Below are 21,250 nucleotides of genomic sequence, written 5' to 3'. Positions count from 1 at the left end.
GCCTAGTTGCCCAGCTTTGCGTCGATGATCTTGGACAGGTCCTCATAGCTCATCTCGCCGGAATGCGTTTCACCGTTGATGATGATCGTGGGTGTTCCCTTGATGTTGTCCGCGGTCGCGTTCGCCTGATAGGTCGCGACCATCGCCCCGGCGATGTTGTCGGTTTCCATGCAGGCCTTGATATCGGCGGTGCAGGTGTCGAACGCGGCGATCGTCGCCTCGATCTTGTCCTTGTCGATCCCGGCCTTCAGACCGATCTTGCGCAGGTTGTCGATGATCCCCTTGTCGTCGCCCGCCGAGATCCAGTCGCGCTGGGTCTCATAAAGGACGTCGGAGATCTTGAAGTACTTCTCCGGCCCGCCATCCCGCGCGATCATCGCGGCAAGAAGGCCGTAGCGGTCGAAATAGACCTCACGATAGACGAACTTCACCTTGCCGGTGTCGATATAGTCGGACTTCAGCTTGGCGAAGGCCTCATCATGGAAATTCGCGCAATGCGAGCAGGTGAATGAGGCATATTCGATCATCGTGACCGGCGCGTCCTCCTGGCCCAGGACCATGTCCGGCACCCGTGCGGCTTCAGAGCTGACGCTGGCCTCCTGCGCCATGGCCGGGCTTGCGATCAGGGTGATCGGGTCGGTCGCGGTGCGGGACATCCCCCAAACCCCGCCAAGGGCGACAAGCGCCACAGCGCCGGCAAGAAGATAGGTCGGTTTCATGGATCAGCCTTTCGTTTGTCGGGGGCGAGCTAAGACTCTTTCGCCCAAAGCTTCAAGCGCTGCGCGCAAGGTTTCGTCGCGTACCCCGTCCGACACCGCATGCGCCTTGGCGCGGGTGACGGGATCGGCCGGGGCGGGCGCGGGTTTCGGGGCCGGGGTGAACGCCACCTGGCCCTCGGCAAAGCCGGTGGGGGCGGTCTGTGTCACCACGACCCTGGCAATCGCGTTATAGCCGTAGCAGGCGTTCACCTTCTCGCGGATCTTCGGCAATTGCATCTGAAGAAGCGGGGCCGAGGCGCCGGTGGTCAGAAGCGTCAGCGTCGCGCCCAGACCGTCGCGGCCATAGCCGATCTTCACCGGCAGGGCCATCGCGGCGATGTCCGCGCCCACCACCTCGGGCCAATGGGTCAGAAGCCGCGAGACGGCGAAACCGCGCGTTTCGCCCGCCGCGCGGATGCGCTGCTTCAGCAGCCCGGCGGCGGATTCGAACCCGCGCGCGTGCCTGCGAAACTGCTCCGGCTTCTTCGCCATCCCTGTCCTTTCATCTCCTGCACCCTATGTTAGAGGCTGGCGGGCGGATTGCCCATCGGGATGCGAGGCGGAGGAATAAAGTTTGTGTGACGCAGATGTCAGCCTCCCGCTTCTGGGCTGGTACGATGCCCATGCCCGCGTCATGCCATGGCGCGTCGGGCCGCAGGAACGCCGGGCCGGGATCCGCCCCGATCCCTATCGCGTCTGGCTGTCCGAGGTGATGTTGCAGCAGACCACGGTGGCCGCCGTGCGCGACTATTTCCGCCGCTTTACCGCGCGCTGGCCGACCGTCGGGGAACTGGCGGCGGCGGAGGATGGCGCGGTCATGGCCGAATGGGCGGGGCTTGGATACTACGCCCGCGCGCGCAACCTTCTGAAATGCGCCCGCGCGGTCGTGGCTGATCATGGCGGCGTCTTTCCCGGCGATAGTACGGCATTGCGCAGCCTGCCGGGCATCGGCCCCTATACCGCCGCCGCCATCGCCGCGATTGCCTTCGATGAGGCGGCGACGGTGGTCGATGGCAATGTCGAACGGGTCGTTGCGCGCCTGTTCGCCGTCGAAGACCCGCTGCCCGGCGCCAAGTCGAAGCTTGCGGAACGTGCAGCCCGCCTGACCCCGACCGAACGGCCGGGCGATTTCGCGCAGGCGATGATGGACCTTGGCGCCACGATCTGCACGCCCCGTAACCCGGCCTGCGGCATCTGCCCGCTGATGGACCTGTGCCGCGCGCGGGCCGCGGGCATCGCGCCCTCGCTGCCGCGCAAATCCGCCAAGGCGGTGAAGCCGGAGCGTCAGGGCATCGCCTATGTCGCCACCCGCGACGACGGCGCGGTGCTGCTGGAACGGCGGCCGGAAAAGGGCCTTCTGGGCGGGATGCTGGGCTGGCCCGGCACCGACTGGGCCGAGGTGCTGCCCGAGCCTTCGCCACCGGTCCCGGCCGACTGGCAGGAAGCCGCGCGGACGGTCCGCCATACCTTCACCCATTTCCACCTGACCCTGACGGTGATGACGGCCAGGGTCGCGGGCGGGACCGCGCCGGGGCGCGGCAGTTTCGTCGCGCGCGGGGATTTCCGCCCCGCCAGCCTGCCGACGGTGATGCGCAAGGTCCATGATGCGGCATCATTGCCGCCTTCGGGTGATTGAGGCAGGCCCGACAGGCGGCTAGTCTGGCGCCAGCAACCCCCGGAGTGCCTCATGCCCCGTGCGCCCCTTTCGCCCCGTCTCACCTCAGCACTGCCCTTCTGGCTGTCGCTTGTCTTCGTGCCGCTGGCCTGGGTCGGCGCGATCCGGGGCGGCTGGACCCTGTTCCTGCTGCCGGTCTACGCGGAACTTCTGACCACGCTTCTCGACAAGCTTCTTGGTCTCAACCGCGACAATCCCGATCCCGAGACGCCCGAGGGCAATCTTTTCTGGTATCGGTTCATCACGCTGATCTGGTTCCCGATCCAGTTCGTCACGGTCTTTGGCCTGATCTGGTATGTCACGCATGGCGCGGATCTGGTGCTGTGGGAACGGATCGTGCTCTTCTTCGGCGTGGGGATGATGACGGGCGCCATCGGCATCAACTATTCCCACGAACTCATGCACCAGAAGAACCGGCTCGAACGCTGGCTGGGCGATCTTCTGCTGGCGATGGTTCTTTACGGCCATTTTCGGACGGAACATCTTCTGGTCCACCACCGCTATGTCGGCACGCCGCGCGACGCGGTGACCGCGCGCTATAACGAGGGCTTCCACCGGATGTTCTTTCGCGTGCTGAGCAAGGGGCCGGCCTCGGCCTGGCGGGCCGAAAAGCTGCTGCTGGCGCGGGCCGGGCGCGGGGTGGGGCATCCGTCCAACCCGTTCTGGCGCTACGGTGCGCTTCAGATCGCCATGCTGGCGCTGGCCTTCGGGATCGGCGGCTGGCAGGGGCTGGCGCTGTTCCTCTGGCAGGCGCTGATCGCGGTCTGGCATCTGGAACTGGTGAACTACGTCGAACATTACGGCCTGACCCGCCGCTATCTGGGCGACGGCAGGTATGAGCCGGTTCGCCCGCACCATTCCTGGAACGCCGATCACAAGGTGACGAACTGGCTGCTTATCAACCTGCAACGCCATTCCGATCACCACTACAAACCCGACCGCCGCTTCCCGCTGCTTCAGACCTACGCCGCCGATGAGGCCCCGCAACTCCCGCTGGGCTATCCGGCGATGACCGCGCTTGCGATGATCCCGCCGCTCTGGCGGCGGCGGATGAACCCGCGCGTGCGGGCATGGCGGCGGCAGTTCTACCCCGATGTCACGGAATGGGGCGCCTATAACAAGGCAACCAACCCCCTGCCGCGCGGGTCCTGAGCGATGAGCTGGCAAACCATCTTCGTCCTTCTCGGCGTCACGGGGTTTCAGATCGTCGCCGTGATCTTCGCCTTTCGCGCGATGCGCCACGCGCGCACGCCGCAGGGCGCCGTCGGCTGGGTGGTTTTCCTGCTTGCCGCGCCGCATCTGGCGGTGCCGGTCTTCCTGTTTCTGGGCCACAAGCGGCTGTCGGGCTATGTCGCGATGCGCCGCGACATGCGCGAGGCTATCGCGCAGGTGACGCGGCAGATCACCCGGAACGCCCCCGCCGACCTTGCCCGGCTTGGCCCCCGGCAAGAGGATGTGCGCGCGTTCGAGGCGCTGGCGACGCAAAAGGTCCTGTCCGGCAACCTGACCACCCTTCTGATCGACGGCCCCGCCGCCTTTGGCGGGATATTTGCGGCCATCGACGCCGCCGAAACCTATGTGCTGGTCGAATTCTACACGCTTCGCGATGATGAGCTTGGCCGCGACCTTGCCCGCCACCTGATCGACTGCGCCCGGCGCGGGGTGAAGGTGCGGGTGATCTATGACGGGATCGGCAGCGTCGGGCTGCCTTCGGCCTATCTGGCCAACCTGCGCAACGCCGGGGTGCAGATCTCCAACTTCCACGCCCAAAGGCGCAGCCGGAACCGCTTTCAGATCAACTTCCGCAACCATCGCAAGATCGTCGTGGTGGATGGAGAGACCGGCTTTATCGGCGGGCTGAATGTCGGCGACGAATATATGGGCCGGTCGCGGAAGTTCGGACACTGGCGCGACACGCATATGCGCATCGACGGCCCCGCCGTGGCGCAGCTTCAGCTTGCCTTTGCCGAGGACTGGCACTGGGCCACGGGCGAGACGCCGGAACTGAACTGGCGCCCCGCGCGGCAGGAGGGCGGGCGCGATTGCCTGATCCTGTCGACCGGCCCATCGGATGCGGTGGAAACGGGCAGCCTTTACTTTCTCAACGCCATCAACGCGGCCTCAAACCGCCTCTGGATCGCGACGCCCTATTTCGTGCCGGACGTGGACATCGTGAACGCCCTGAAACTCGCCGCATTGCGCGGGGTCGATGTGCGCCTTCTGGTGCCGGACAAGCGCGATCACTGGCTGGTCTGGCTTGCCGCGTTCTCCTATTTTGACGAAGTGCGCCCGGCCGGGGTGAAGGTCTACCGCTACCTCGACGGGTTCATGCATTCCAAGACGCTTGTCGTGGATGACTGGATGGGTTCGGTCGGGACCGTGAACCTCGACAACCGCTCCTGCCGGCTGAACTTCGAGGCGACGGCGCTGGTCTTCGATCCGGGTTTTGCCGCCGAGGTCGCGACGATGTTCGAGGACGACCTTGAAATGTCAGAGCTTTATGAGACCGACTTCAACGACATCCCGCACCGTCTGATCCGCTACACCGCGCCCTTCGCGCGGCTCTTTGCGCCTATTCTCTGACGGCGGGACCAACCGGGCGAAAAAAAGCCCCGCCGGGGGTGCAATCCGGCGGGGTCAAGTTCGTGCCGTGGCGGGCGCCACAGGCACCGGCGGTAAACCGTGTCAGTGCGGGCGGCTTTCATCCATCTCGGCGCGGACCTGCTGGCGCAGGATGTCGATGGAGACGAGTTTGCCGTCACGCTTGAAATGCCAGTAGGTCCAGCCGTTGCAGGACGGCGCGCCTTCCAGATGCGCGCCCACCTGGTGGATGGAGCCCTTGACGTCATTGCCGATCAGCGTGCCGTCGGCGCGAACCTTGGCCTTGTAGCGGTTGCCGATCGAATAAAGCTCTTCCCCCGGCCGCAGCATCCCGCGTTCGACGATCTGGCCGAAGGGGACGCGCGGTTCGGCGCGTTTGGAGGTGGTCGTCTCAAGCGCCTCGCGGTCGAACTTGCGGATCTTCGACAGGCGCTTGGTGGCGGCCTCGCGATAGGCGGCCTCGCGTTCGATGCCGATATATTCGCGGCCCAGCATCTTGGCGACGGCACCCGTGGTGCCGGTCCCGAAGAACGGGTCGAGGACCACGTCGCCCGGATTGGTCGTTCCCAGAAGGACGCGGTGCAGCAGCGCCTCGGGCTTTTGCGTCGGGTGGGCCTTGTCGCCCGCGTCGTCCTTCAGACGTTCCCCTCCGGTGCAAAGCGGGATCACCCAGTCCGAGCGCATCTGGATGCCTTCGTTCAGGGCCTTCAGCGCCTCATAGTTGAAGGTGTATTTCGCGCTTTCGGACTTCGACGCCCAGATCAGCGTCTCATGCGCGTTGGTCAGGCGCTTGCCCCGGAAATTCGGCATCGGGTTCGACTTGCGCCACACGACGTCGTTGAGGATCCAGAAGCCCTGGTTCTGCAACTCCGCCCCCATGCGGAAGACGTTGTGATAGGACCCGATGACCCAGATCGCGCCGTTCGGCTTCAACAGCCGCCGCGCGGCGGCCAGCCAGTCGCGGGTGAAGTCGTCATAGACCTTGAAGCTTTCGAACTGGTCCCAGTGGTCGTCGACAGCATCCACCTTGGAATTGTCGGGCCGGTGCAGGTCGCCGCGAAGCTGAAGGTTATAGGGCGGGTCGGCGAAGATCAGATCGACGCTCTCCTCCGGCAGCGCCAGCATCCGTTCGATGCAATCGCCGTCGAGAATCGTGTTGAGCGGAAGCGCCGCGGCGCCCTCTGTCCTGGTCTTCGTCATCTCTGCCTCATTCCGGCGATTTGTGCCGTTCTTGTTGTCCACAAGATGAGTCAGAGGCGATTCGCCGTCAAATTCTTTTTTGAATCAAGTACTTACAGTTTTGTCTTGGCACAAGATATTGTGGACGGGGCGGAACGAACGCCTATGGTGTGGGGTCGGACCGAGATTTCGGAGCGCCTCAAGATGGTCTTTCGTCGGATAACCGGCGTTACGCTCCCAGCCATAGCCGGGGTGCTGTTGCGCCAAATCCACCATGATGCGATCGCGCCACACTTTCGCGACGACCGAGGCGGCGGCGATGGAGACCGACCGCGCGTCGCCCTTCACGATGGCCTCGGCCGGGATCGTCAGGTCGCGCGGCAGGCGGTTGCCGTCGATCAGCAGGTGATCGGGCCGCGCGCGCAGCCCCGCCACCGCGCGGATCATCGCCAGGTGGGACGCCTGAAGGATGTTGATGGCGTCGATCTCCTCGACGCTGGCGGCGCCGATGGCCACGTCGGCGGTTGCCATCAGCAGATCGTAAAGCGCCTCGCGCCGCGCGGGGCTAAGCTTCTTGGAATCGTTCAGCCCCTCGGGGATGCGGGCGGGGTCCAGCCGGACGGCGGCCGCGACCACAGGCCCGCAGAGCGGCCCGCGCCCGACCTCATCGACGCCCGCCACGCGGCCCGCGCCGCCCGCCATCGCGCGGGTTTCGAAACTGAAATCGGGTGCGTCCGTCATGCCCTCTCGTCGCGCGAACGCCGGGGCGGTGCAAGAAAAAACGGGGCGGGTGGTCTTGGTGCCACCCGCCCCGACACCGGCCGCAGAAATTTGGGGAGATCGCGGCCGACTGCTCGAAACCTTTTGCCTTCAGCGGCGGCCGGCGACGCGGAAGCCGTTCTGTTCCAGGCATTGCGCGCCGTAGACACGCTCGCGGTCACGCCCGATCCGCACGTCGAATGCGCAGTCGCGCGGCAGCTTGCGGGCGATGCCGAACTGGTTCACGCAGCGCGAGGACACGACCGTGCGCGGGCCATGGCCGCCCCGGATCGGGAAGACGCATTGCGCCGGGATCGTGGCGCGGGGACGGCGGAAGCCGCGGTTGTCGTCGTCATCGCGGTCCCAGCGGCGGTCCCCGCGCATATCCTGGCCCCAGGGGTGGTCCTGATAGCGTGTGACATCGGCCGCGCGCTTGCGGTTCTTGTCCTTGTTCGCCTCATTGATGATGACGCCAACGGCGGCGGCGCCAAGGATCAGGGCCAGCGCGTTCTGCTCCCTCTCATTCAGGGCGAAGGCGGGGGTCGTGGCGCCAAACGCGATGGCGGCGGCGGAGATGAGGGCGACGAGGCGGGGTTTGAACTTGGTCATGGCGTGGTTCCTTTCTTGCCGGCGGCCCGGTCCTGGCAGCAGGGCCGGCGTCATGGCCCGACTGTCGGCCCGTTGCCCGAAGACAGGCAATAACCGGGGGCTGCTACCCGATAACGGCGGGATTTCGCCGGTTTGTTATTGATTAGCGCGGGAAGTTTGCCGATGGTCGGCCCATGATCCGTACCGTTCTCATATCCCTGACCCTTGCGCTGACGGCCCTTCCGGCAGCGGCCGGGTGCCGCGTGGAATACAAGGCCAAGCGCGACAATCCGCTGAAGCTGGAATTCGGCACGGCGGACTTGCCTGATGCGGCCTGTAGCTCCAAACAGGCGGCGGCGGCGGCGCTTGCGCCAAAGCTTGCACGCGAAGGCTGGACGCTGTTGTCCATTGTCTCCATCCTTGGCGGTGGATCGAACGGTCAGGGGAACGGTGGTGGCGGATCAGGCTCCAACGGCAATTGACGCGCTGAAGACCGGCAACCGGGTTGTCGTGATCGGCATCGTCGCAATCGTCGCCATCCTTGCGCTGGCGGCGCTGCTTCTGTTCCTGAACCTGCCCGACGCGAACGCCTTCAACGCCCGCGTCGAACGCATCTTCGTGGAAAACGACGCGCTGACGACCGGCGACCAGATCAAGCTGCTTGAGATCCTCGCGCAGTCCGGCACTGCCTTTTCCGCCGTGCTGGCCAGCTATCGGTCAATCATCTTCGTGCTTCTGGTCTTTGCCACCGCCCTGCTGATCGCGGCGCTGGTCTTTCTTGTGATGATCGTCACCCTGAACCGCCGCATGAACGAGATCCGCAAACAGGGCATTCAGGTCACCTCGCTCTTGATCAGCCGGGGGGAAAATGCGGTCGTGCTGAACGACATGGCCTTTACCCTGACCCCCGCCGCGATCGAGACGCTGTCGGTTCTGGCCGAGGCGCGGATGGATGACGACGTGATGTCGGGGGCAGAGCTTGAGGCGGTGATCTCCGGCAAGAACGCCGCCGATTGCGATGAGGCCTCGGGCGCCATGCGGATCAAGCGGCTGCGCGACGCGCTCGGCAATCAGATGGTGGCGGAGCTTCTGGTCAAGAACATCGCCCGGCGCGGCTATATGCTGTCGGTCGACAAGGATGCCATCCGCATGATCTGAGCGGGCCTTGCGTGACGGGGCAGGGGGTCCTATATCGGCCCCTCATTTGCCGGCCGGGGGGCGCTTGGATGATTCAGACACCCTTCTATCTGATCGACAGGGCGAAGCTTCTTCGCAACATGGAGATTATCGACCGGCTGCGCGCGGGGTCCGGCGCGAAGGCGCTGCTGGCGCTGAAATGCTTCGCCACCTGGTCCGTCTTCGACTTCATGCGCGATCACATGGATGGCACGACCTCATCTTCGCTATATGAGTTGCGTCTGGGGCGGGAGAAGTTCGGCAAGGAAACCCACGCCTATTCCGTCGCCTGGGCCGGGCATGAGATCGAAGAGGCGGTCGGTTACGCCGACAAGATCATCTTCAACTCCATCGGTCAGCTTGAGCGTTTCGGCAACCAGTCCGCCCATATCGAACGCGGGCTGCGCCTGAACCCGCGTTTCTCGACCTCCGGCTTCGATCTGGCCGACCCGGCGCGGCCGTTCTCGCGCCTCGGCGAATGGGACGCGGCGAAGATCGCCGAAGTCATCGACCGCGTTTCCGGCTTCATGATCCACTACAACTGTGAAAACCGCGACTTCGACCTTTTCGACCAGCAGCTTGGCCGGATCGAGACCGAATTCGCGCGGCTTCTGGAGAAGGTGGAATGGGTCAGCCTCGGCGGCGGCATCCATTTTACCGGCGAAGGCTATCCTGTGGATGACCTCGCCGCGCGGCTGAAGGCATTTTCGGAAAAGTTCGGCGTGCAGGTCTATCTGGAACCGGGGGAAGCCGCGATCACCAATTCGACAACGCTTGAGGTGACGGTGCTGGACCTTCTGAACAACGGTAAGGACCTTGCCATCGTGGACAGTTCGATCGAGGCGCACATGCTCGACCTCTTGATCTACCGCGAAAAGGCCAAGCTGCCGCAGCAGGGCGATCACGAATACCAGATCTGCGGCAAGTCCTGCCTGGCCGGGGACATCTTCGGCGATGCGCGGTTCGAACAGCCGCTGAATGTCGGCGACCGCATTTCGGTGCAGGACGCCGCCGGTTACACGATGGTCAAGAAGAACTGGTTCAACGGCGTGAACATGCCGTCCATCGCCATCAGGGACCTTGACGGCTCCATCCGTCTGGTCCGCGAGTTTGGCTACGAGGACTACGCCTCTAGCCTGTCGTGAGCGTGTTACACGCTCCCCTTCCACTGGCCTCTGGGAAAAGGAGACAGCCGAAGTGAAAAAGAACGTGCTTATCATCGGGGCGGGCGGTGTCGCGCAGGTCGTGGCGCATAAATGCGCGCAACACAACGACGTTCTGGGCGATCTGCATATCGCCAGCCGCACGAAGTCGAAATGCGACGACATCATCGCGGGCGTCCATGCCAAGGGCGCGATGAAGCTCGCAGGCACGTTCGACGCGCATGAGCTGAACGCCAAGGATAGCGATGCGGTGGCCGATCTGATCCGCAAGACCGGCAGCCAGATCGTGATCAACGTCGGCACGCCTTACGTCAACATGTCCGTTCTCGATGCCTGTATCGCGACGGGTGTGGCCTATATGGACACCGCGATCCATGAAGAGCCGGACAAGATCTGCGAAACCCCGCCCTGGTATGCCAATTACGAATGGAAAAAGCGCGACGCCTGCGCCAAGGCGGGCGTGACCGCGATCCTTGGCGTCGGCTTCGATCCCGGCGTCGTGAACGCCTATGCGCGGCTGGCCGAGGATCAGTATCTCGACACGATCGAAAGCATCGACATCGTCGATATCAACGCAGGCAGCCACGGCAAGTATTTCGCCACCAACTTCGACCCTGAGATCAACTTTCGCGAATTCACCGGCACGGTCTATTCCTGGCAGGGCGGCGAATGGCGCGAGAACCGGATGTTCGAGGTGGGCCGCGAATGGGACCTGCCCGTGGTCGGCAAGCAAAAGGCCTATATGTCCGGCCATGATGAGGTGCATTCGCTGTCGGCCCGCTACAAGGACGCCGATGTGCGCTTCTGGATGGGCTTTGGCGATCACTACATCAACGTCTTCACGGTGCTGAAATCCATCGGGCTTCTGTCGGAACAGCCGGTGACCACGGCCGAGGGGTTGGAGGTCGTGCCGCTGAAGCTCGTCAAGGCCGTGCTGCCCGATCCGGCGAGCCTTGCGCCCGGCTATACCGGCAAGACCTGCATCGGCGATCTGGTGAAAGGGACAAAGGACGGCAAACCCGCCGAGGTCTTCATCTACAACGTCGCCGATCACAAGGAAGCCTTCGAAGAGGTGGGAAGTCAGGGCATTTCCTATACCGCAGGCGTGCCGCCGGTCGCCGCCGCGATCCTGATCGCGAAGGGCACATGGGATGTGGGCCACATGGCCAATGTCGAGGATCTGGACCCCAAGCCCTTCATCAGCCTCCTGAACCGCATCGGCCTGCCGACGCGGGTCAAGGATGCGCAGGGCGACCGCGCGGTCGATTTCGCCTGACGCGCGCCCGGCCGCGTCTCCAGACGCGGCCGGTATTTTCGCGCCCGGCCGGAACCGGCCGCCCCCTTTGCGGATTGTGCCTGCAAAGAAGCACGGCCCAGGCGGTCCGGCCCTAAGGGGGGTGCAATGGTTCACATGTTCCCGTCGCGCGGTGACGCGAAGACGCAACGGTCCTCCCATTCATGGGCGGTGATCGGGATTTTCATCATCCTTTTCGGCGCGGCCATCGCCCAGGCGCGCAATTTCCTGATGCCGGTCACGCTGGCGATCCTGCTGTTTCTGGTCTTCGTGCCGGTGCGCCGCTGGCTGTGGCGCAAGGGCATTCCCCCGGTCGTGACGGCAAGCGGCGTGACCCTGCTTCTGGTCGTCTTCGTCGCCGTCATGGGGACGCTTCTGGTTCAGCCCGCGCGCGACCTTATCACCGACATGCCGCGCATCAGCGCGGAGCTTGAGGACAAGCTGCGCGACCTGCGCGATTCGCTGACCGCCCTGAAACACGCGGCGGACAAGATCGACGAGATTTCCGAAAGCGCGTCCTCCTCCGGCCCCTCGATTGTGACCAAGGAGGACAGCGGCGGGATGATCGGCACGCTGACAACCTATGTGCCGGGCTTCTTCTCGCAGCTTCTCTTCACGCTGCTTCTGCTTTTCTTCCTGCTGGCCTCGGGCGATCTGCTCTACCTCAAGATCGTGCAAAGCTTCGACAGCATGCGCGACAAGCGCCGCGCCTATCTTGCGCTGCGCGAGATCGAGGACCGGATTGGCAATTACCTTGGCGCCATCACGCTTATCAACATCTGCCTCGGCCTTGCCATCGGCACCGCAATGTATCTGATCGGGATGCCCTCGCCCGCCATGTTCGGGGCGCTGGCGTTCCTTCTGAACTTCATCCCCTATATCGGCATGATGATCGGCGTGACCATCATCACCGCCGTCGCGCTGGTCAGCTTCGATGGCTATTACCCGGCCCTGATCGCGGCGGGCAGCTATGTCTTCATGAACTCGGTCGAGGGGCAGATCATCACGCCCTACTTTGTCTCGCGCCGGTTGCGGATGAATACCGTGGTCGTGTTCCTGTCGGTCGCGCTCTGGGCCTGGCTCTGGTCGATCATCGGGATGATCGTCGCGGTGCCGATGCTGGTGGTGATCCGGGTGCTAAGCGAGCATATCCCGGCGCTGGAGAAGTTCGGCAACTTCCTTGGCGACACCCGCCCGGCCGAACCGGACGAGGTTGATGACCCCGAACCCGAAGATACGGTCGCGCCGCAAGGGGTGCCGATGACCTGACGGGGCGATCCGCTCTTCCCTGTCCGGGCGGCTCTGGCTAACCTGCCTGCCGGATTACCCGAAGGCAGGCCAGAAATGAGCGAGACCACCCCCCCCTCCGCCGCAGAGCTTCTTCACCTCAGGGGCCGGACGCTTCGCAAGGGGGAGCCGCTGGCGCTGCCCCTGACGCTTAGCTCCATGTACCACCTGCCCGGCGATCCGGCGGGGTTCCCCGGCTATGGCCGCGCCGAAAACCCGACATGGGAGGCGGTGGAAGAGGCGCTGGCCCATCTCGAAGCCGCCGAAACGCTGCTCTTCCCCTCCGGCATGGCGGCCATCGCCGCGCCCTTCTTCACCTTCCTGAATGCAGGCGACCGCGTCCTTCTGCCCTCGGATGGCTATTACACCACCCGGCTTCTCGCCGACCGTTTCCTTTCCAAGCTTGGGGTAAGCTTCGATCAGCGCCCGACCGCCCGCTTCGATGAGGGGGGCTTTGACGGTTATCGCCTCGTCTTCATCGAATCCCCCTCGAACCCCGGTCTCGACCTGTGTGACATCGCGGCGATTGCCGGGGCGGTTCGCGCGGCGGGCGGGATCAGCGTCGTCGACAACACCACGATGACGCCGTTTGGCCAGCGCCCGCTGGACCTTGGCGCCGATATCGTCGTCGCCTCCGATACCAAGGCGCCGGGCGGGCATTCGGACATCCTGATGGGCCATGTCTCAGGCCGCGACGCGGGCCAGATTGCGGCGCTGCGGGACTGGCGCAAGATCTCAGGCACCATTCCGGGTCCGTTCGAGGCCTGGCTTCTGCACCGCAGCCTTGAAACGCTTGAACTGCGCTTCGAGCGCATGTGCCGCACGGCGGGCCTGATCGCCGCGCGCCTTGCCGACCATCCTGCAGCGACGCGGGTTCGCTATCCCGGCCTGCCGACCGACCCGGCCCATAACCTCGCCCGCAGGCAGATGGCCGCCTCGGGCTTCCTGATCGGCCTGACGCTTGGCTCGGCGGAAGAGGCGGAGCGCTTCATCGCCGCCTGCCCCTACCTTCGGCCCGCGACCTCCTTCGGCGGCGTCCACAGCTCTGCCGAACGCCGCGACCGCTGGGGCGATGCGGTCGCGCCCGGCTTCGTCCGTCTCGCCATCGGCTGCGAACCGGCCGAGGCGCTGTGGGCCGCCATCGACGGCGCGCTGCGCGATCAGCCATAGCACCGCGACCCCCCTTTCAGTCGCCCCCGCTCCCCGCTAGGGTGCCGTCATGCGCTGGACGATCCCGAACACCCTGACCGTGCTGAGATTGCTCGCCGCCCCCGGCGTGGCGGTCATGTTCCTCTACTTCCACCGGCCCTGGGCGGACTGGCTGGCGCTGGCGCTGTTCATCAGCGCCGCGATCACCGACTATTTCGACGGCTACCTCGCCCGGCTCTGGAAGCAGGAATCCAAATTCGGCGCGATGCTGGACCCGATCGCCGATAAGGCGATGGTGGTGATCGCGATCATGGTCATCACCGGCTATTCCGGCATGAACCCCTGGCTGATCCTGCCCGCCACGGTGATCCTGTTCCGCGAGGTCTTCGTGTCCGGCCTGCGCGAGTTTCTGGGCGCCAAGGCGGGAACGCTGAAGGTGACGAAGCTGGCGAAGTGGAAGACCACCGCGCAGATGGTCGCCATCGCGGTCCTGTTCCTTGGCACCGGGCTTGAACATCTTGAAGGGATCGCGCGGCGCGGCATGACGCCGGAACAATACGCCAGTCTCGTCAGCCAGGGCCTCGCCGATCCGATCCGGTCCTGCGGGCCGCGCGGCTGTTCGTCCTATGCGACGATGGTCGGGCTGACCTTGATCTGGATCGCTGCAATCCTCACCTTTCTGACGGGGTGGGACTATTTCCGAAAGGCGCTGCCTTTCCTGAAGGACGAAAAGTGATCGAGGTTCTGTATTTCGCATGGCTGCGCGAACGCATCGGCCTCCCGCGCGAGCGGGTGGAAACGGATGCCGTGACGGTCGCCGATCTGGTGGAAGAGCTGAAAGCGCGCGAAGAGCGTTACGCTCTGGCCTTCGCCGATGTCACCGCACTGCGCGTCGCGCTGGATCAGGAATTGTCGGATTTCGCCGCGCCGCTGGCAGGCGTGCGCGAGGTCGCCTTCTTTCCGCCGATGACGGGGGGCTGAGCCGATGCAGGTCCGCGTGCAGGCAGGGCCTTTCGACTACGGCGCGGAATGCGCGGGCTTCGGGCAGGGCGGGCGCGATGTGGGCGCGGTTGTCACCTTCCTTGGCGTGGTGCGCGACGACAGCGGCACCTTGCAGCGGATGGAGATCGAGCATTATCCCGGCATGACCGAAAAGGCGATCGCCGCCATCGTCGATAAGGCGCGGCTGCGCTGGGCGTTGGCCGATGTGCTGGTCATTCACCGCCACGGGGCGCTGCACCCCGGTGAGGCGATCATGATGGTCGCCACCGCCGCCCGCCACCGCGTTGCGGCCTTCGAGGCGGCGGAATTCCTGATGGATTACCTCAAATCCCGCGCGCCCTTCTGGAAGAAGGAATTCGGCCCCGACGGCGCCGAATGGGTCGCCGCGAAAGATGAGGACGAGGACGCGCTGGGCCGCTGGTAGCGGGCGTCAGCCTTCCAGCGCCGTGATCATGTCCACCCGCGTGCCGTGCCGTCCGCCTTCGAACGTGGCGTTCAGGAAGGCGTCCACGATGTCGAGCGCAAGGCCCTCGCCCACCACGCGGGCGCCGATGGACAGCATGTTGGCGTCGTTATGCTGGCGGATCATCCGGGCCGAGAAGGCGTCGGAGCAGACGCCGCAGCGGATGCCCTTGATCTTGTTCGCGGCCATCATGATGCCCTGGCCGGTTCCGCACAGGATGATGCCCAGCCCGCAATCGCCGGAGGCGACCCGCCGTGCCGCCGCCGCGCCGTGGTCGGGGTAATGGGTGCTTTCGGGCGTCACCGGGCCGATATCGACCACCTCCCACCCCCGTGCCGCGACATGGGTCGCGATCGCCTGCCTGAGGGGGATGGCGGCGTGATCGCTGGAAAGGACGATACGTTTGCTGGTCGACATGAAAGCTTGCTCCGGTTCCCGCGCGTTATGCCGCGCCTGCCAAGGGTGTGTCGCGGACCCCGGCGCTATCCCGCGCTCATCCGCTCGATATAGGTGCGCAGTTCCTGTGCCTCATGCCGGGCGTCGCGCAGCCCGTCCATGGCGGCGCGCAGCTCGGCGTTCGACTGGTTGAGCTGGTTGATAAGCTCCGCCTCGCGCGTTTCCAGATAGGTGATCGCCTGATCGCGCGTTTCTTCCGCCTCGTGCAGGTCGCGGGCCATCTGCTCAAGCTCGCCCATCTCGGCCTGGGTGACGCGCGACAGGCGGTTGATAAGCCAGCAGGCGAACCAGCCAAGGCCGAAGGCCACGAAAAGGATGATCGCCGTTGCGATGATGAATTCGGTTCTGTTCATGTCCCGATGCTTTGCCCCCCAGACCGGCGGCGGTCAAGTGCTGCCGTGCCGCGTGTCAGTTGCCGCCACTCTCGGGGCGAACCTTCGGATGCGGCGTTTCCTCGGTCGCCTGCTGCGCCTCGACGGTCGGTTCGGGCGCGGCCGCATCCTGCGCAGCGTTCGTACCGTCGCCGTCGGTCCCGGCGGTGTCCTGCGCCGCATCGGTGCCGCCACCGTCGCTGGTCGCCGTGTCCTGCGGTGCTGCGCCATCGCCTTCGGTCGCGGCGGCGGTGTCCTCGGTCGCCGTTTCCTGCCCCGGCGGCGTCACCAGCCGGAATTCGATCCGGCGGTTCGCCTCGCGCCCGGCTTCGGTCCCGTTATCGGCGATGGGGACGGTTTCCCCATACCCCATCGCCGTCAGGTGCGAGGTCAGGATACGCCTGTCCATCAGCCCGGCAAGCACCGCCTCCGCCCGGTCCTCGCTAAGCGCGAGGTTCATTTCCTCGCGCCCCTGGCTGTCGGTATGGCCGCCGATCTCCATCGGCACGTCGGGGCAGGTCTTCACGATCTCGGCGATCTTGTCGAGGATCGCCCCGCCTTCCTTGGTGATATGGGCCGAACCCGGTTCGAAATTGATCTTCTCGCTCGCCATCACCTCATTGACAGAGGCTACGCATTCCTCGGGCGTCGGCAGGCCGAGAAGCGGGTCGAGCTTTTCGTCATAGGTGATGTTCAGATCGAAGCGCTGCCCCTCGCCAAGCTTCGAGGACAGGATCCGCGCCACCGTATCGCGCGCGTCGGTGGACCCTGTCTTGCCCCGGACCGCGATGCTGTCGGCGCGGACCGTGACCTGCCCCTCGGCCAGTTCCCCCAGCGCCTCAAGCGCGGCAAGAACCCGAATCGGCCAGCCCTGCGGCATGTCCGGCGTGATCCGCGTCGCGGTATGGACCATCTGGGTGCCAAAGCGTGACAGCGCGTAATTCTGCACCGCGTCGCGCGATTGTTCGTCGCCCAGCCGCCCGCGCATCTCAAGCTTGCCTTTCGGACCAAGCGTCGCGGTGAATTCGGGGACGATCACCTCTGCGGTCTGCTCGGGCTTGGGCGTCAGGACGGCGTGTAGGGAAAACACCTCCGGCAGGTTCGATTCCAGCTCGCCCACGACGCGGTCGAAATCGGCCTGGCTGACGCTGTCGGCGGCGATCAGCGAAATATCGGCGTCCGAGAAGGTGATGGAGCCTGCGCCAAGTTCCTTCATCGCGGCCAGCGCCATCGTCACCGCATCCGACCAGGTCGGCGTCGGCACGCCAAGGCCGATGGTGCAGCGCTGCTTGCCCTGCGCGCCGGCGGCCACGGCCGCGGCAACGATCCGGTCGCGCGAGGTTTCGTTTTCGGCCGAGCAGGCATCAAACCGCGCGCCCTCGCCGTCGATCAGGAAGCGCAGCGTAAAGGGCGTGATGACCGGGCGCGGGGCGGAAATGTCAAGCGTGACGCGCAGCCCCTCGGGCCGTTTGCGCGACAGGTTGGATTCAAGCTTGGCCTTCTCGGCCGCGCTGTCGGAAATCGCGGTGACCGAGACCTTGTCGGCGGCGACGGAAATCTTGGCGCGCGGCAGGTTCTTCAGCGCGGCAATCCCGTAGCTGACCGCCGCGTCCCAGCCCTTCGGCACCGGATGCTGGGCGGTTTCCAGCATGTCGGTCAGCGTGCCGGACCCGGCGATGTCCTTCAGATCCTCGACGATCCGGTCGTGATCCGCGTCTGACGGGATCAGCCCGATCAGGGAAATGCCGTCGCCGTTGCGCAGGATCTCGATCTTGAAATCGGGGGCCTTCAGCGCGGCGGCATCGACCACGTCCATCGCGTCGGTCACGCGGTCGGCGTCGACCACCGTTCCCGCGACCGACAGCGCCCGGAAGCGCGCGGCCTCGGTCGGGGCGGTGCCGCTGAGCGTGACCTGAAGCCCGTCCGTCGCCACCCCGGCCCAGTCGTAGCCCGCCGCCTTCAACGCCGCGTCGATCCCCTCGGCCGAGCGGCTTTCGATCACCATCGCGGCCCAGGCCGCGCCCATCACGCTCAGAAGCGCCGCGCCAAGAAAGCTGAGCGCGGTCAGGACCCTGAGAGGGAGGCGGCCATTGGCGGATCGGGGCAGACGAAGTTTTTCAAGGAACCGCATCGAAGGACGCATCGGCAGGGCTTCTTTCTTCGGATAAGGAACCCCCCGTACCTAAGCGGCGAAGGGGGCGGGATCAATCAAAGGAACGCGGCGGCGGCAATAAACAGCGCAGCGATCAGCCCGGTATCGCGGTTCTTGCGGAACAGGAACAGGCAGGTGTCCGGCGCGTCGATGTCCAGCCGCCGCATCTGCCACAGAAGGTGCCAGCCCATCGCCCAGGGCGCGATCAGCGCAAGGCCCAGCTTTACCGGCCCGGCAACGGGCAGAAGGGCCGTCAGGATCGCCAGCGTCATCAGCCCCACGGTGAAGATCAGGAAAAGGCCAAGCCATTTGCCCGTCGCCGCCCCGAACAGGCGCGCGGTCGATTTGACGCCGATCAGGACGTCATCCTCCTTGTCCTGATGGGCATAGATCGTGTCGTAAAACAGCGTCCAGGCAATGCCCGAGGCATAAAGCAGGACAGCCGCGGGTGTAACCGTCCCGGAATGGGCGGCATAGGCCAGCACAGCGCCCCAGTTGAAGGCGAGGCCAAGGAAGACCTGCGGCCACCAGGTGAAGCGCTTGGCGAAGGGGTAGATCGCGACAAGGCCCAGCGAGGCAAGGCCAAGCGCGATGGTGATCCCGTTGAAGGTGAACAGGATCAGCCCCGCCAGCGCCATCTGCGCGAACATCCAGACGACGGCCTGCCTTACGCTGACCTGGCCCGAGGGGATCGGCCGCGACCTTGTGCGCGCGACGGCGGCGTCGAAATCGCGGTCGGTGATGTCGTTCCAGGTGCAGCCCGCACCCCGCATCAGCCAGGCCCCCAGCGCGCAGCCGATCACGATCCAGAGATCGCCGATCCGCCAGCCATCGACCGACGCCGCCAGCGCGACACCCCACCAGCAGGGGATCAACAGAAGCCAGGTCCCGATCGGCCGGTCGGCGCGCGACAGGCGCAGATAGGGCCGCGCCGCCTCGGGGGCCAGACGGTCCACCCAGTTGCCCCGGACCGCGTCGGCAACCTGGCCTCCGGCATCTGGCGTTTGGCGGGTCGCGCACATATGGTCTGCCTCATGTCGCTGGCAAAGATCAGGCTTTATGTAGACCACCCGCTTGGGCCGGGGCAATCGCTTCCCTTGGAGGAGGGGCAGGCGCATTACCTTTTCGGCGTCATGCGCGAAGGGCAGGGCGCGCGGGTCCTGCTGTTCAACGGCCGTGACGGGGAATGGCTGGCCGAGGTGACGGAGGCGGGCAAGCGCAAGGGTGTGCTGGCCTGTCTGGAACAGACCCGGCCGCAGACCGGGCTGGCCGATCTCTGGCTTCTCTTCGCGCCGGTGAAGAAGGCCCGGACGGATATGATCGTCGAGAAGGCGGTGGAGCTTGGGGCGGCACGGCTGCTGCCCGTTGCCACCGACTACACCAATTCCGAACGCCTGCGCCGCGACAAGGCCGAGGCGCATGTACGCGAGGCTGCCGAACAATGCGGCGCGCTGACCCTGCCAGAGGTCGCCGATATGGCACCGCTGGCGCGGCTTCTGTCCGACTGGCCCGCGGGGCGCCGCATCCTTTGGGCCGACGAAAGCGCGCCGCCGGGCGGCCCCCTTGCGCCGCTCGGCAAGGCCGCGCCCGACCCGTGGGCGATCCTGATCGGCCCCGAAGGCGGCTTTTCGCAAGCCGAACGGGACCGTTTGCGGTCGCTGCCCTTCGTCACGCCCGTCTCCCTCGGCCCCCGCATCCTGCGCGCCGAAACCGCCGCCATCGCCGCGCTGACGCTCTGGCAGGCAACGCTCGGGGATTGGCGATGAGCTTTCGGGCCGCGACCGGGGGGGAGGGCGCCGCCATCGCGGCCTTCCTGCGCCTTTACCTCGATCAGGCGATGTTCCCGCTGTCGAACCTGACCCATCACGGCATGGGCCGCGAGGGGCGCTACCAGATGCGGTTCTGGCTGCGCGAGGCCGGGGGGCGGATCGTCGCCACCCTTGGCCTCAGCGCGATGGGCATGGTGCTGCCGGTCCTGCCGGGGCAGGGGGAGGGCGATCTGCGCCCCCTGCGCGACATGCTGGCGGGGGAGGCCGTCGAAGGGATCATCGGGCCGGTCGACTGGGCCGCACCGCTGCAATCCGCGCTGGGCCTGACCAGCGCCCCGGTCGATCACCGCGCGGATGAGCCGGGCTTTGCCCTCGACCTGGCCCGCCTGATCCTGCCCGCCGACCCGTCGCTGGCCCTTGCCCCGCTGACAGATGCCCGCCGCCCGCTCGCGCTCGACTGGCGGGCGCGCTACCGGGAAGAGGTCATGGGAACCCCGCCCGCCCGCAGCCGCGCCATCGCGGCCGGGGACATCGACACCTATATCGCGCGGGACAGCCACCGGCTGCTTTTGTGCGACGGAACGCCCGTCGCCATGACCGGCTTCAACGCCGAACTGCCCGAGGCGGTGCAGGTCGGCGGGGTCTATACGCCGCCAGGAATGCGCGGCCGGGGCTATGCCCGCGCCGCCGTCGCGCTGCATCTGGATCAGGCGCGCCGGACCGGCATACCCCGCGCCGTCCTTTTCGCCGCCAGCGACGCCGCCGCCCGCGCCTATTCCGCCATCGGGTTCCGCCCTGCGGGCCGTATGGCGATGATCCTCTTCGCCCCCGGCACGAGGATCGCATGAGCTTTATTCGCCCCAAGGCCCGGCGCGAAATCGAACGCTGGAGCGAGGTCGCCGCCGCCGTGGGCGCCGCGTTGGTCGGCACGCTTCTGATGCGGATGGGCGGCTTCCTGTTCCTGCCGGTCGGGGCGCTTCTGACGCTGCTGTCGCTTGGCTGGCTTCTGAATGCGCTTCGCCGTCTCAGCTTTCAGCGCCCGGTCGCGGCGCCCGGCGTGGTCGAGGTGATCGAAGGGCAGGTCGGTTATTTCGGGCCGACCTTTGGCGGATTTGTTGCGCTGGACGATGTCACCGAACTGCGGCTGACCGACTTTCACGGCGCGCGCCAGTGGCGGCTGAGGACCCGTTCGGCTGAGGTTCTTCTGATCCCCATCGACGCGACCGGGGCCGAAAAGCTTTTCGATGCCTTCGCCACGCTGCCCGGTATCGACATGGCGGCGCTGTCGGCGGCACTGAACCGGGGGGCGTCCACCCTGCCGCTCTGGACCCGCGCCGCGCCGCGCCTGCCGGGCTGAGCGATCACGAATTGTCATGTCACGCGCGCCACCAATGGGACGGCGCGGGCT

General features: G+C 65.8%; 24 protein-coding genes. 15 read left to right on the top strand and 9 right to left on the bottom strand.

Going from position 1 to position 21,250, the window contains the following annotated elements; genetic code table 11:
• Nucleotides 1-2: 2 nt before the first annotated feature.
• Nucleotides 3-719, bottom strand: coding sequence for a DsbA family protein (locus LX70_RS19245; protein WP_105516417.1), 717 nt, complete (start codon nucleotides 717-719; stop codon nucleotides 3-5).
• A gap of 3 nt (nucleotides 720-722) precedes the next feature.
• Nucleotides 723-1,250, bottom strand: a complete 528-nt coding sequence (locus tag LX70_RS19240) for a DUF721 domain-containing protein (RefSeq protein ID WP_105516416.1) — start codon at nucleotides 1,248-1,250, stop codon at nucleotides 723-725.
• 82 nt (nucleotides 1,251-1,332) lie between these two features.
• Here LX70_RS19240 and mutY point away from each other — a divergent pair, with 82 nt between their 5' ends.
• The 3 genes from mutY to cls are packed head-to-tail and all read left to right on the top strand — an operon-like array spanning nucleotide 1,333 to nucleotide 5,016.
• Nucleotides 1,333-2,394: an A/G-specific adenine glycosylase gene (gene mutY / locus LX70_RS19235; RefSeq protein ID WP_281260467.1), complete on the top strand. Its 1,062-nt coding sequence runs from the start codon at nucleotides 1,333-1,335 to the stop codon at nucleotides 2,392-2,394.
• Between the two features lie 51 nt (nucleotides 2,395-2,445).
• Nucleotides 2,446-3,585, top strand: coding sequence for an alkane 1-monooxygenase (locus tag LX70_RS19230; protein ID WP_105516415.1), 1,140 nt, complete (start codon nucleotides 2,446-2,448; stop codon nucleotides 3,583-3,585).
• Nucleotides 3,586-3,588: 3 nt separating this feature from the next.
• Complete coding sequence (gene cls, locus LX70_RS19225; protein ID WP_105516414.1) at nucleotides 3,589-5,016, top strand: cardiolipin synthase; 1,428 nt, start codon at nucleotides 3,589-3,591, stop codon at nucleotides 5,014-5,016.
• Between the two features lie 102 nt (nucleotides 5,017-5,118).
• Here cls and LX70_RS19220 read toward each other — a convergent pair whose 3' ends face one another.
• The 3 genes from LX70_RS19220 to LX70_RS19210 form a co-directional block, all read right to left on the bottom strand.
• The gene (locus LX70_RS19220; RefSeq protein ID WP_105516449.1) at nucleotides 5,119-6,234 is read right to left on the bottom strand and encodes a site-specific DNA-methyltransferase; all 1,116 of its coding nucleotides are present in this window, start codon (nucleotides 6,232-6,234) and stop codon (nucleotides 5,119-5,121) included.
• 84 nt (nucleotides 6,235-6,318) lie between these two features.
• Nucleotides 6,319-6,954, bottom strand: coding sequence for a ribonuclease HII (locus LX70_RS19215; protein WP_105516413.1), 636 nt, complete (start codon nucleotides 6,952-6,954; stop codon nucleotides 6,319-6,321).
• A gap of 129 nt (nucleotides 6,955-7,083) precedes the next feature.
• Entirely contained in the window at nucleotides 7,084-7,581 is a 498-nt protein-coding gene (locus tag LX70_RS19210) for a hypothetical protein (protein WP_146111661.1), read from the bottom strand.
• Nucleotides 7,582-7,754: 173 nt separating this feature from the next.
• Between LX70_RS19210 and LX70_RS19205 the strand changes: the two genes are divergently transcribed.
• From LX70_RS19205 to LX70_RS19165, 9 genes are all read left to right on the top strand, one after another.
• A complete protein-coding gene (locus LX70_RS19205; RefSeq protein WP_105516411.1) occupies nucleotides 7,755-8,042 on the top strand; it encodes a hypothetical protein in 288 nt (95 codons plus the stop codon).
• Nucleotides 8,014-8,718 (top strand): winged helix-turn-helix domain-containing protein, encoded by a 705-nt coding sequence (locus LX70_RS19200; RefSeq protein ID WP_105516410.1) that lies wholly within the window; start codon nucleotides 8,014-8,016, stop codon nucleotides 8,716-8,718. The genes LX70_RS19205 and LX70_RS19200 overlap by 29 nt, the downstream gene beginning before the upstream one ends.
• Before the next feature lie 68 nt (nucleotides 8,719-8,786).
• Nucleotides 8,787-9,881 carry a carboxynorspermidine decarboxylase gene (gene nspC / locus LX70_RS19195; protein WP_105516409.1) on the top strand — a complete coding sequence of 365 codons (1,095 nt, stop codon included), beginning with the start codon at nucleotides 8,787-8,789 and terminating at the stop codon, nucleotides 9,879-9,881.
• 52 nt (nucleotides 9,882-9,933) lie between these two features.
• Nucleotides 9,934-11,175, top strand: coding sequence for a saccharopine dehydrogenase family protein (locus tag LX70_RS19190; protein ID WP_105516408.1), 1,242 nt, complete (start codon nucleotides 9,934-9,936; stop codon nucleotides 11,173-11,175).
• Nucleotides 11,176-11,301: 126 nt separating this feature from the next.
• The gene (locus tag LX70_RS19185) at nucleotides 11,302-12,462 is read left to right on the top strand and encodes an AI-2E family transporter (RefSeq protein ID WP_105516407.1); all 1,161 of its coding nucleotides are present in this window, start codon (nucleotides 11,302-11,304) and stop codon (nucleotides 12,460-12,462) included.
• 75 nt (nucleotides 12,463-12,537) lie between these two features.
• Nucleotides 12,538-13,650, top strand: a complete 1,113-nt coding sequence (locus tag LX70_RS19180) for a cystathionine gamma-lyase (protein WP_105516406.1) — start codon at nucleotides 12,538-12,540, stop codon at nucleotides 13,648-13,650.
• Nucleotides 13,651-13,699: 49 nt separating this feature from the next.
• Entirely contained in the window at nucleotides 13,700-14,365 is a 666-nt protein-coding gene (pgsA, locus tag LX70_RS19175) for a CDP-diacylglycerol--glycerol-3-phosphate 3-phosphatidyltransferase (RefSeq protein WP_105516405.1), read from the top strand.
• The gene (gene moaD / locus LX70_RS19170) at nucleotides 14,362-14,610 is read left to right on the top strand and encodes a molybdopterin converting factor subunit 1 (RefSeq protein ID WP_245885144.1); all 249 of its coding nucleotides are present in this window, start codon (nucleotides 14,362-14,364) and stop codon (nucleotides 14,608-14,610) included. The genes pgsA and moaD overlap by 4 nt, the downstream gene beginning before the upstream one ends.
• A gap of 4 nt (nucleotides 14,611-14,614) precedes the next feature.
• A complete protein-coding gene (locus LX70_RS19165) occupies nucleotides 14,615-15,055 on the top strand; it encodes a molybdenum cofactor biosynthesis protein MoaE (protein ID WP_105516404.1) in 441 nt (146 codons plus the stop codon).
• A 6-nt stretch (nucleotides 15,056-15,061) separates the two neighbouring features.
• Here the strand turns inward: LX70_RS19165 and rpiB are convergent, their stop codons facing one another.
• The 4 genes from rpiB to ubiA form a co-directional block, all read right to left on the bottom strand.
• Nucleotides 15,062-15,511 (bottom strand): ribose 5-phosphate isomerase B, encoded by a 450-nt coding sequence (rpiB, locus tag LX70_RS19160; RefSeq protein WP_105516403.1) that lies wholly within the window; start codon nucleotides 15,509-15,511, stop codon nucleotides 15,062-15,064.
• 65 nt (nucleotides 15,512-15,576) lie between these two features.
• Nucleotides 15,577-15,903 (bottom strand): hypothetical protein, encoded by a 327-nt coding sequence (locus LX70_RS19155; RefSeq protein WP_105516402.1) that lies wholly within the window; start codon nucleotides 15,901-15,903, stop codon nucleotides 15,577-15,579.
• Nucleotides 15,904-15,958: 55 nt separating this feature from the next.
• Nucleotides 15,959-18,064 (bottom strand): OmpA family protein, encoded by a 2,106-nt coding sequence (locus tag LX70_RS19150; protein ID WP_245885143.1) that lies wholly within the window; start codon nucleotides 18,062-18,064, stop codon nucleotides 15,959-15,961.
• Nucleotides 18,065-18,129: 65 nt separating this feature from the next.
• Nucleotides 18,130-19,095: a 4-hydroxybenzoate octaprenyltransferase gene (gene ubiA / locus LX70_RS19145; RefSeq protein ID WP_245885142.1), complete on the bottom strand. Its 966-nt coding sequence runs from the start codon at nucleotides 19,093-19,095 to the stop codon at nucleotides 18,130-18,132.
• Between the two features lie 12 nt (nucleotides 19,096-19,107).
• Here ubiA and LX70_RS19140 point away from each other — a divergent pair, with 12 nt between their 5' ends.
• From LX70_RS19140 to LX70_RS19130, 3 genes are read left to right on the top strand one after another with little or no spacing between them, the layout of a single operon-like run.
• Complete coding sequence (locus LX70_RS19140; RefSeq protein ID WP_105516447.1) at nucleotides 19,108-19,839, top strand: 16S rRNA (uracil(1498)-N(3))-methyltransferase; 732 nt, start codon at nucleotides 19,108-19,110, stop codon at nucleotides 19,837-19,839.
• The gene (locus LX70_RS19135) at nucleotides 19,836-20,690 is read left to right on the top strand and encodes a GNAT family N-acetyltransferase (protein ID WP_105516400.1); all 855 of its coding nucleotides are present in this window, start codon (nucleotides 19,836-19,838) and stop codon (nucleotides 20,688-20,690) included. Before LX70_RS19140 ends, LX70_RS19135 begins: the two co-directional genes overlap by 4 nt.
• The gene (locus LX70_RS19130; RefSeq protein ID WP_105516399.1) at nucleotides 20,687-21,199 is read left to right on the top strand and encodes a hypothetical protein; all 513 of its coding nucleotides are present in this window, start codon (nucleotides 20,687-20,689) and stop codon (nucleotides 21,197-21,199) included. Before LX70_RS19135 ends, LX70_RS19130 begins: the two co-directional genes overlap by 4 nt.
• Nucleotides 21,200-21,250 lie beyond the last annotated feature (51 nt).

This window comes from Albidovulum denitrificans (assembly GCF_002973535.1).
Lineage (GTDB): Bacteria > Pseudomonadota > Alphaproteobacteria > Rhodobacterales > Rhodobacteraceae > Albidovulum > Albidovulum denitrificans.
Note: the sequence above shows the minus strand (reverse complement) of the source record. Positions and strands in the feature narration are given on the sequence as shown.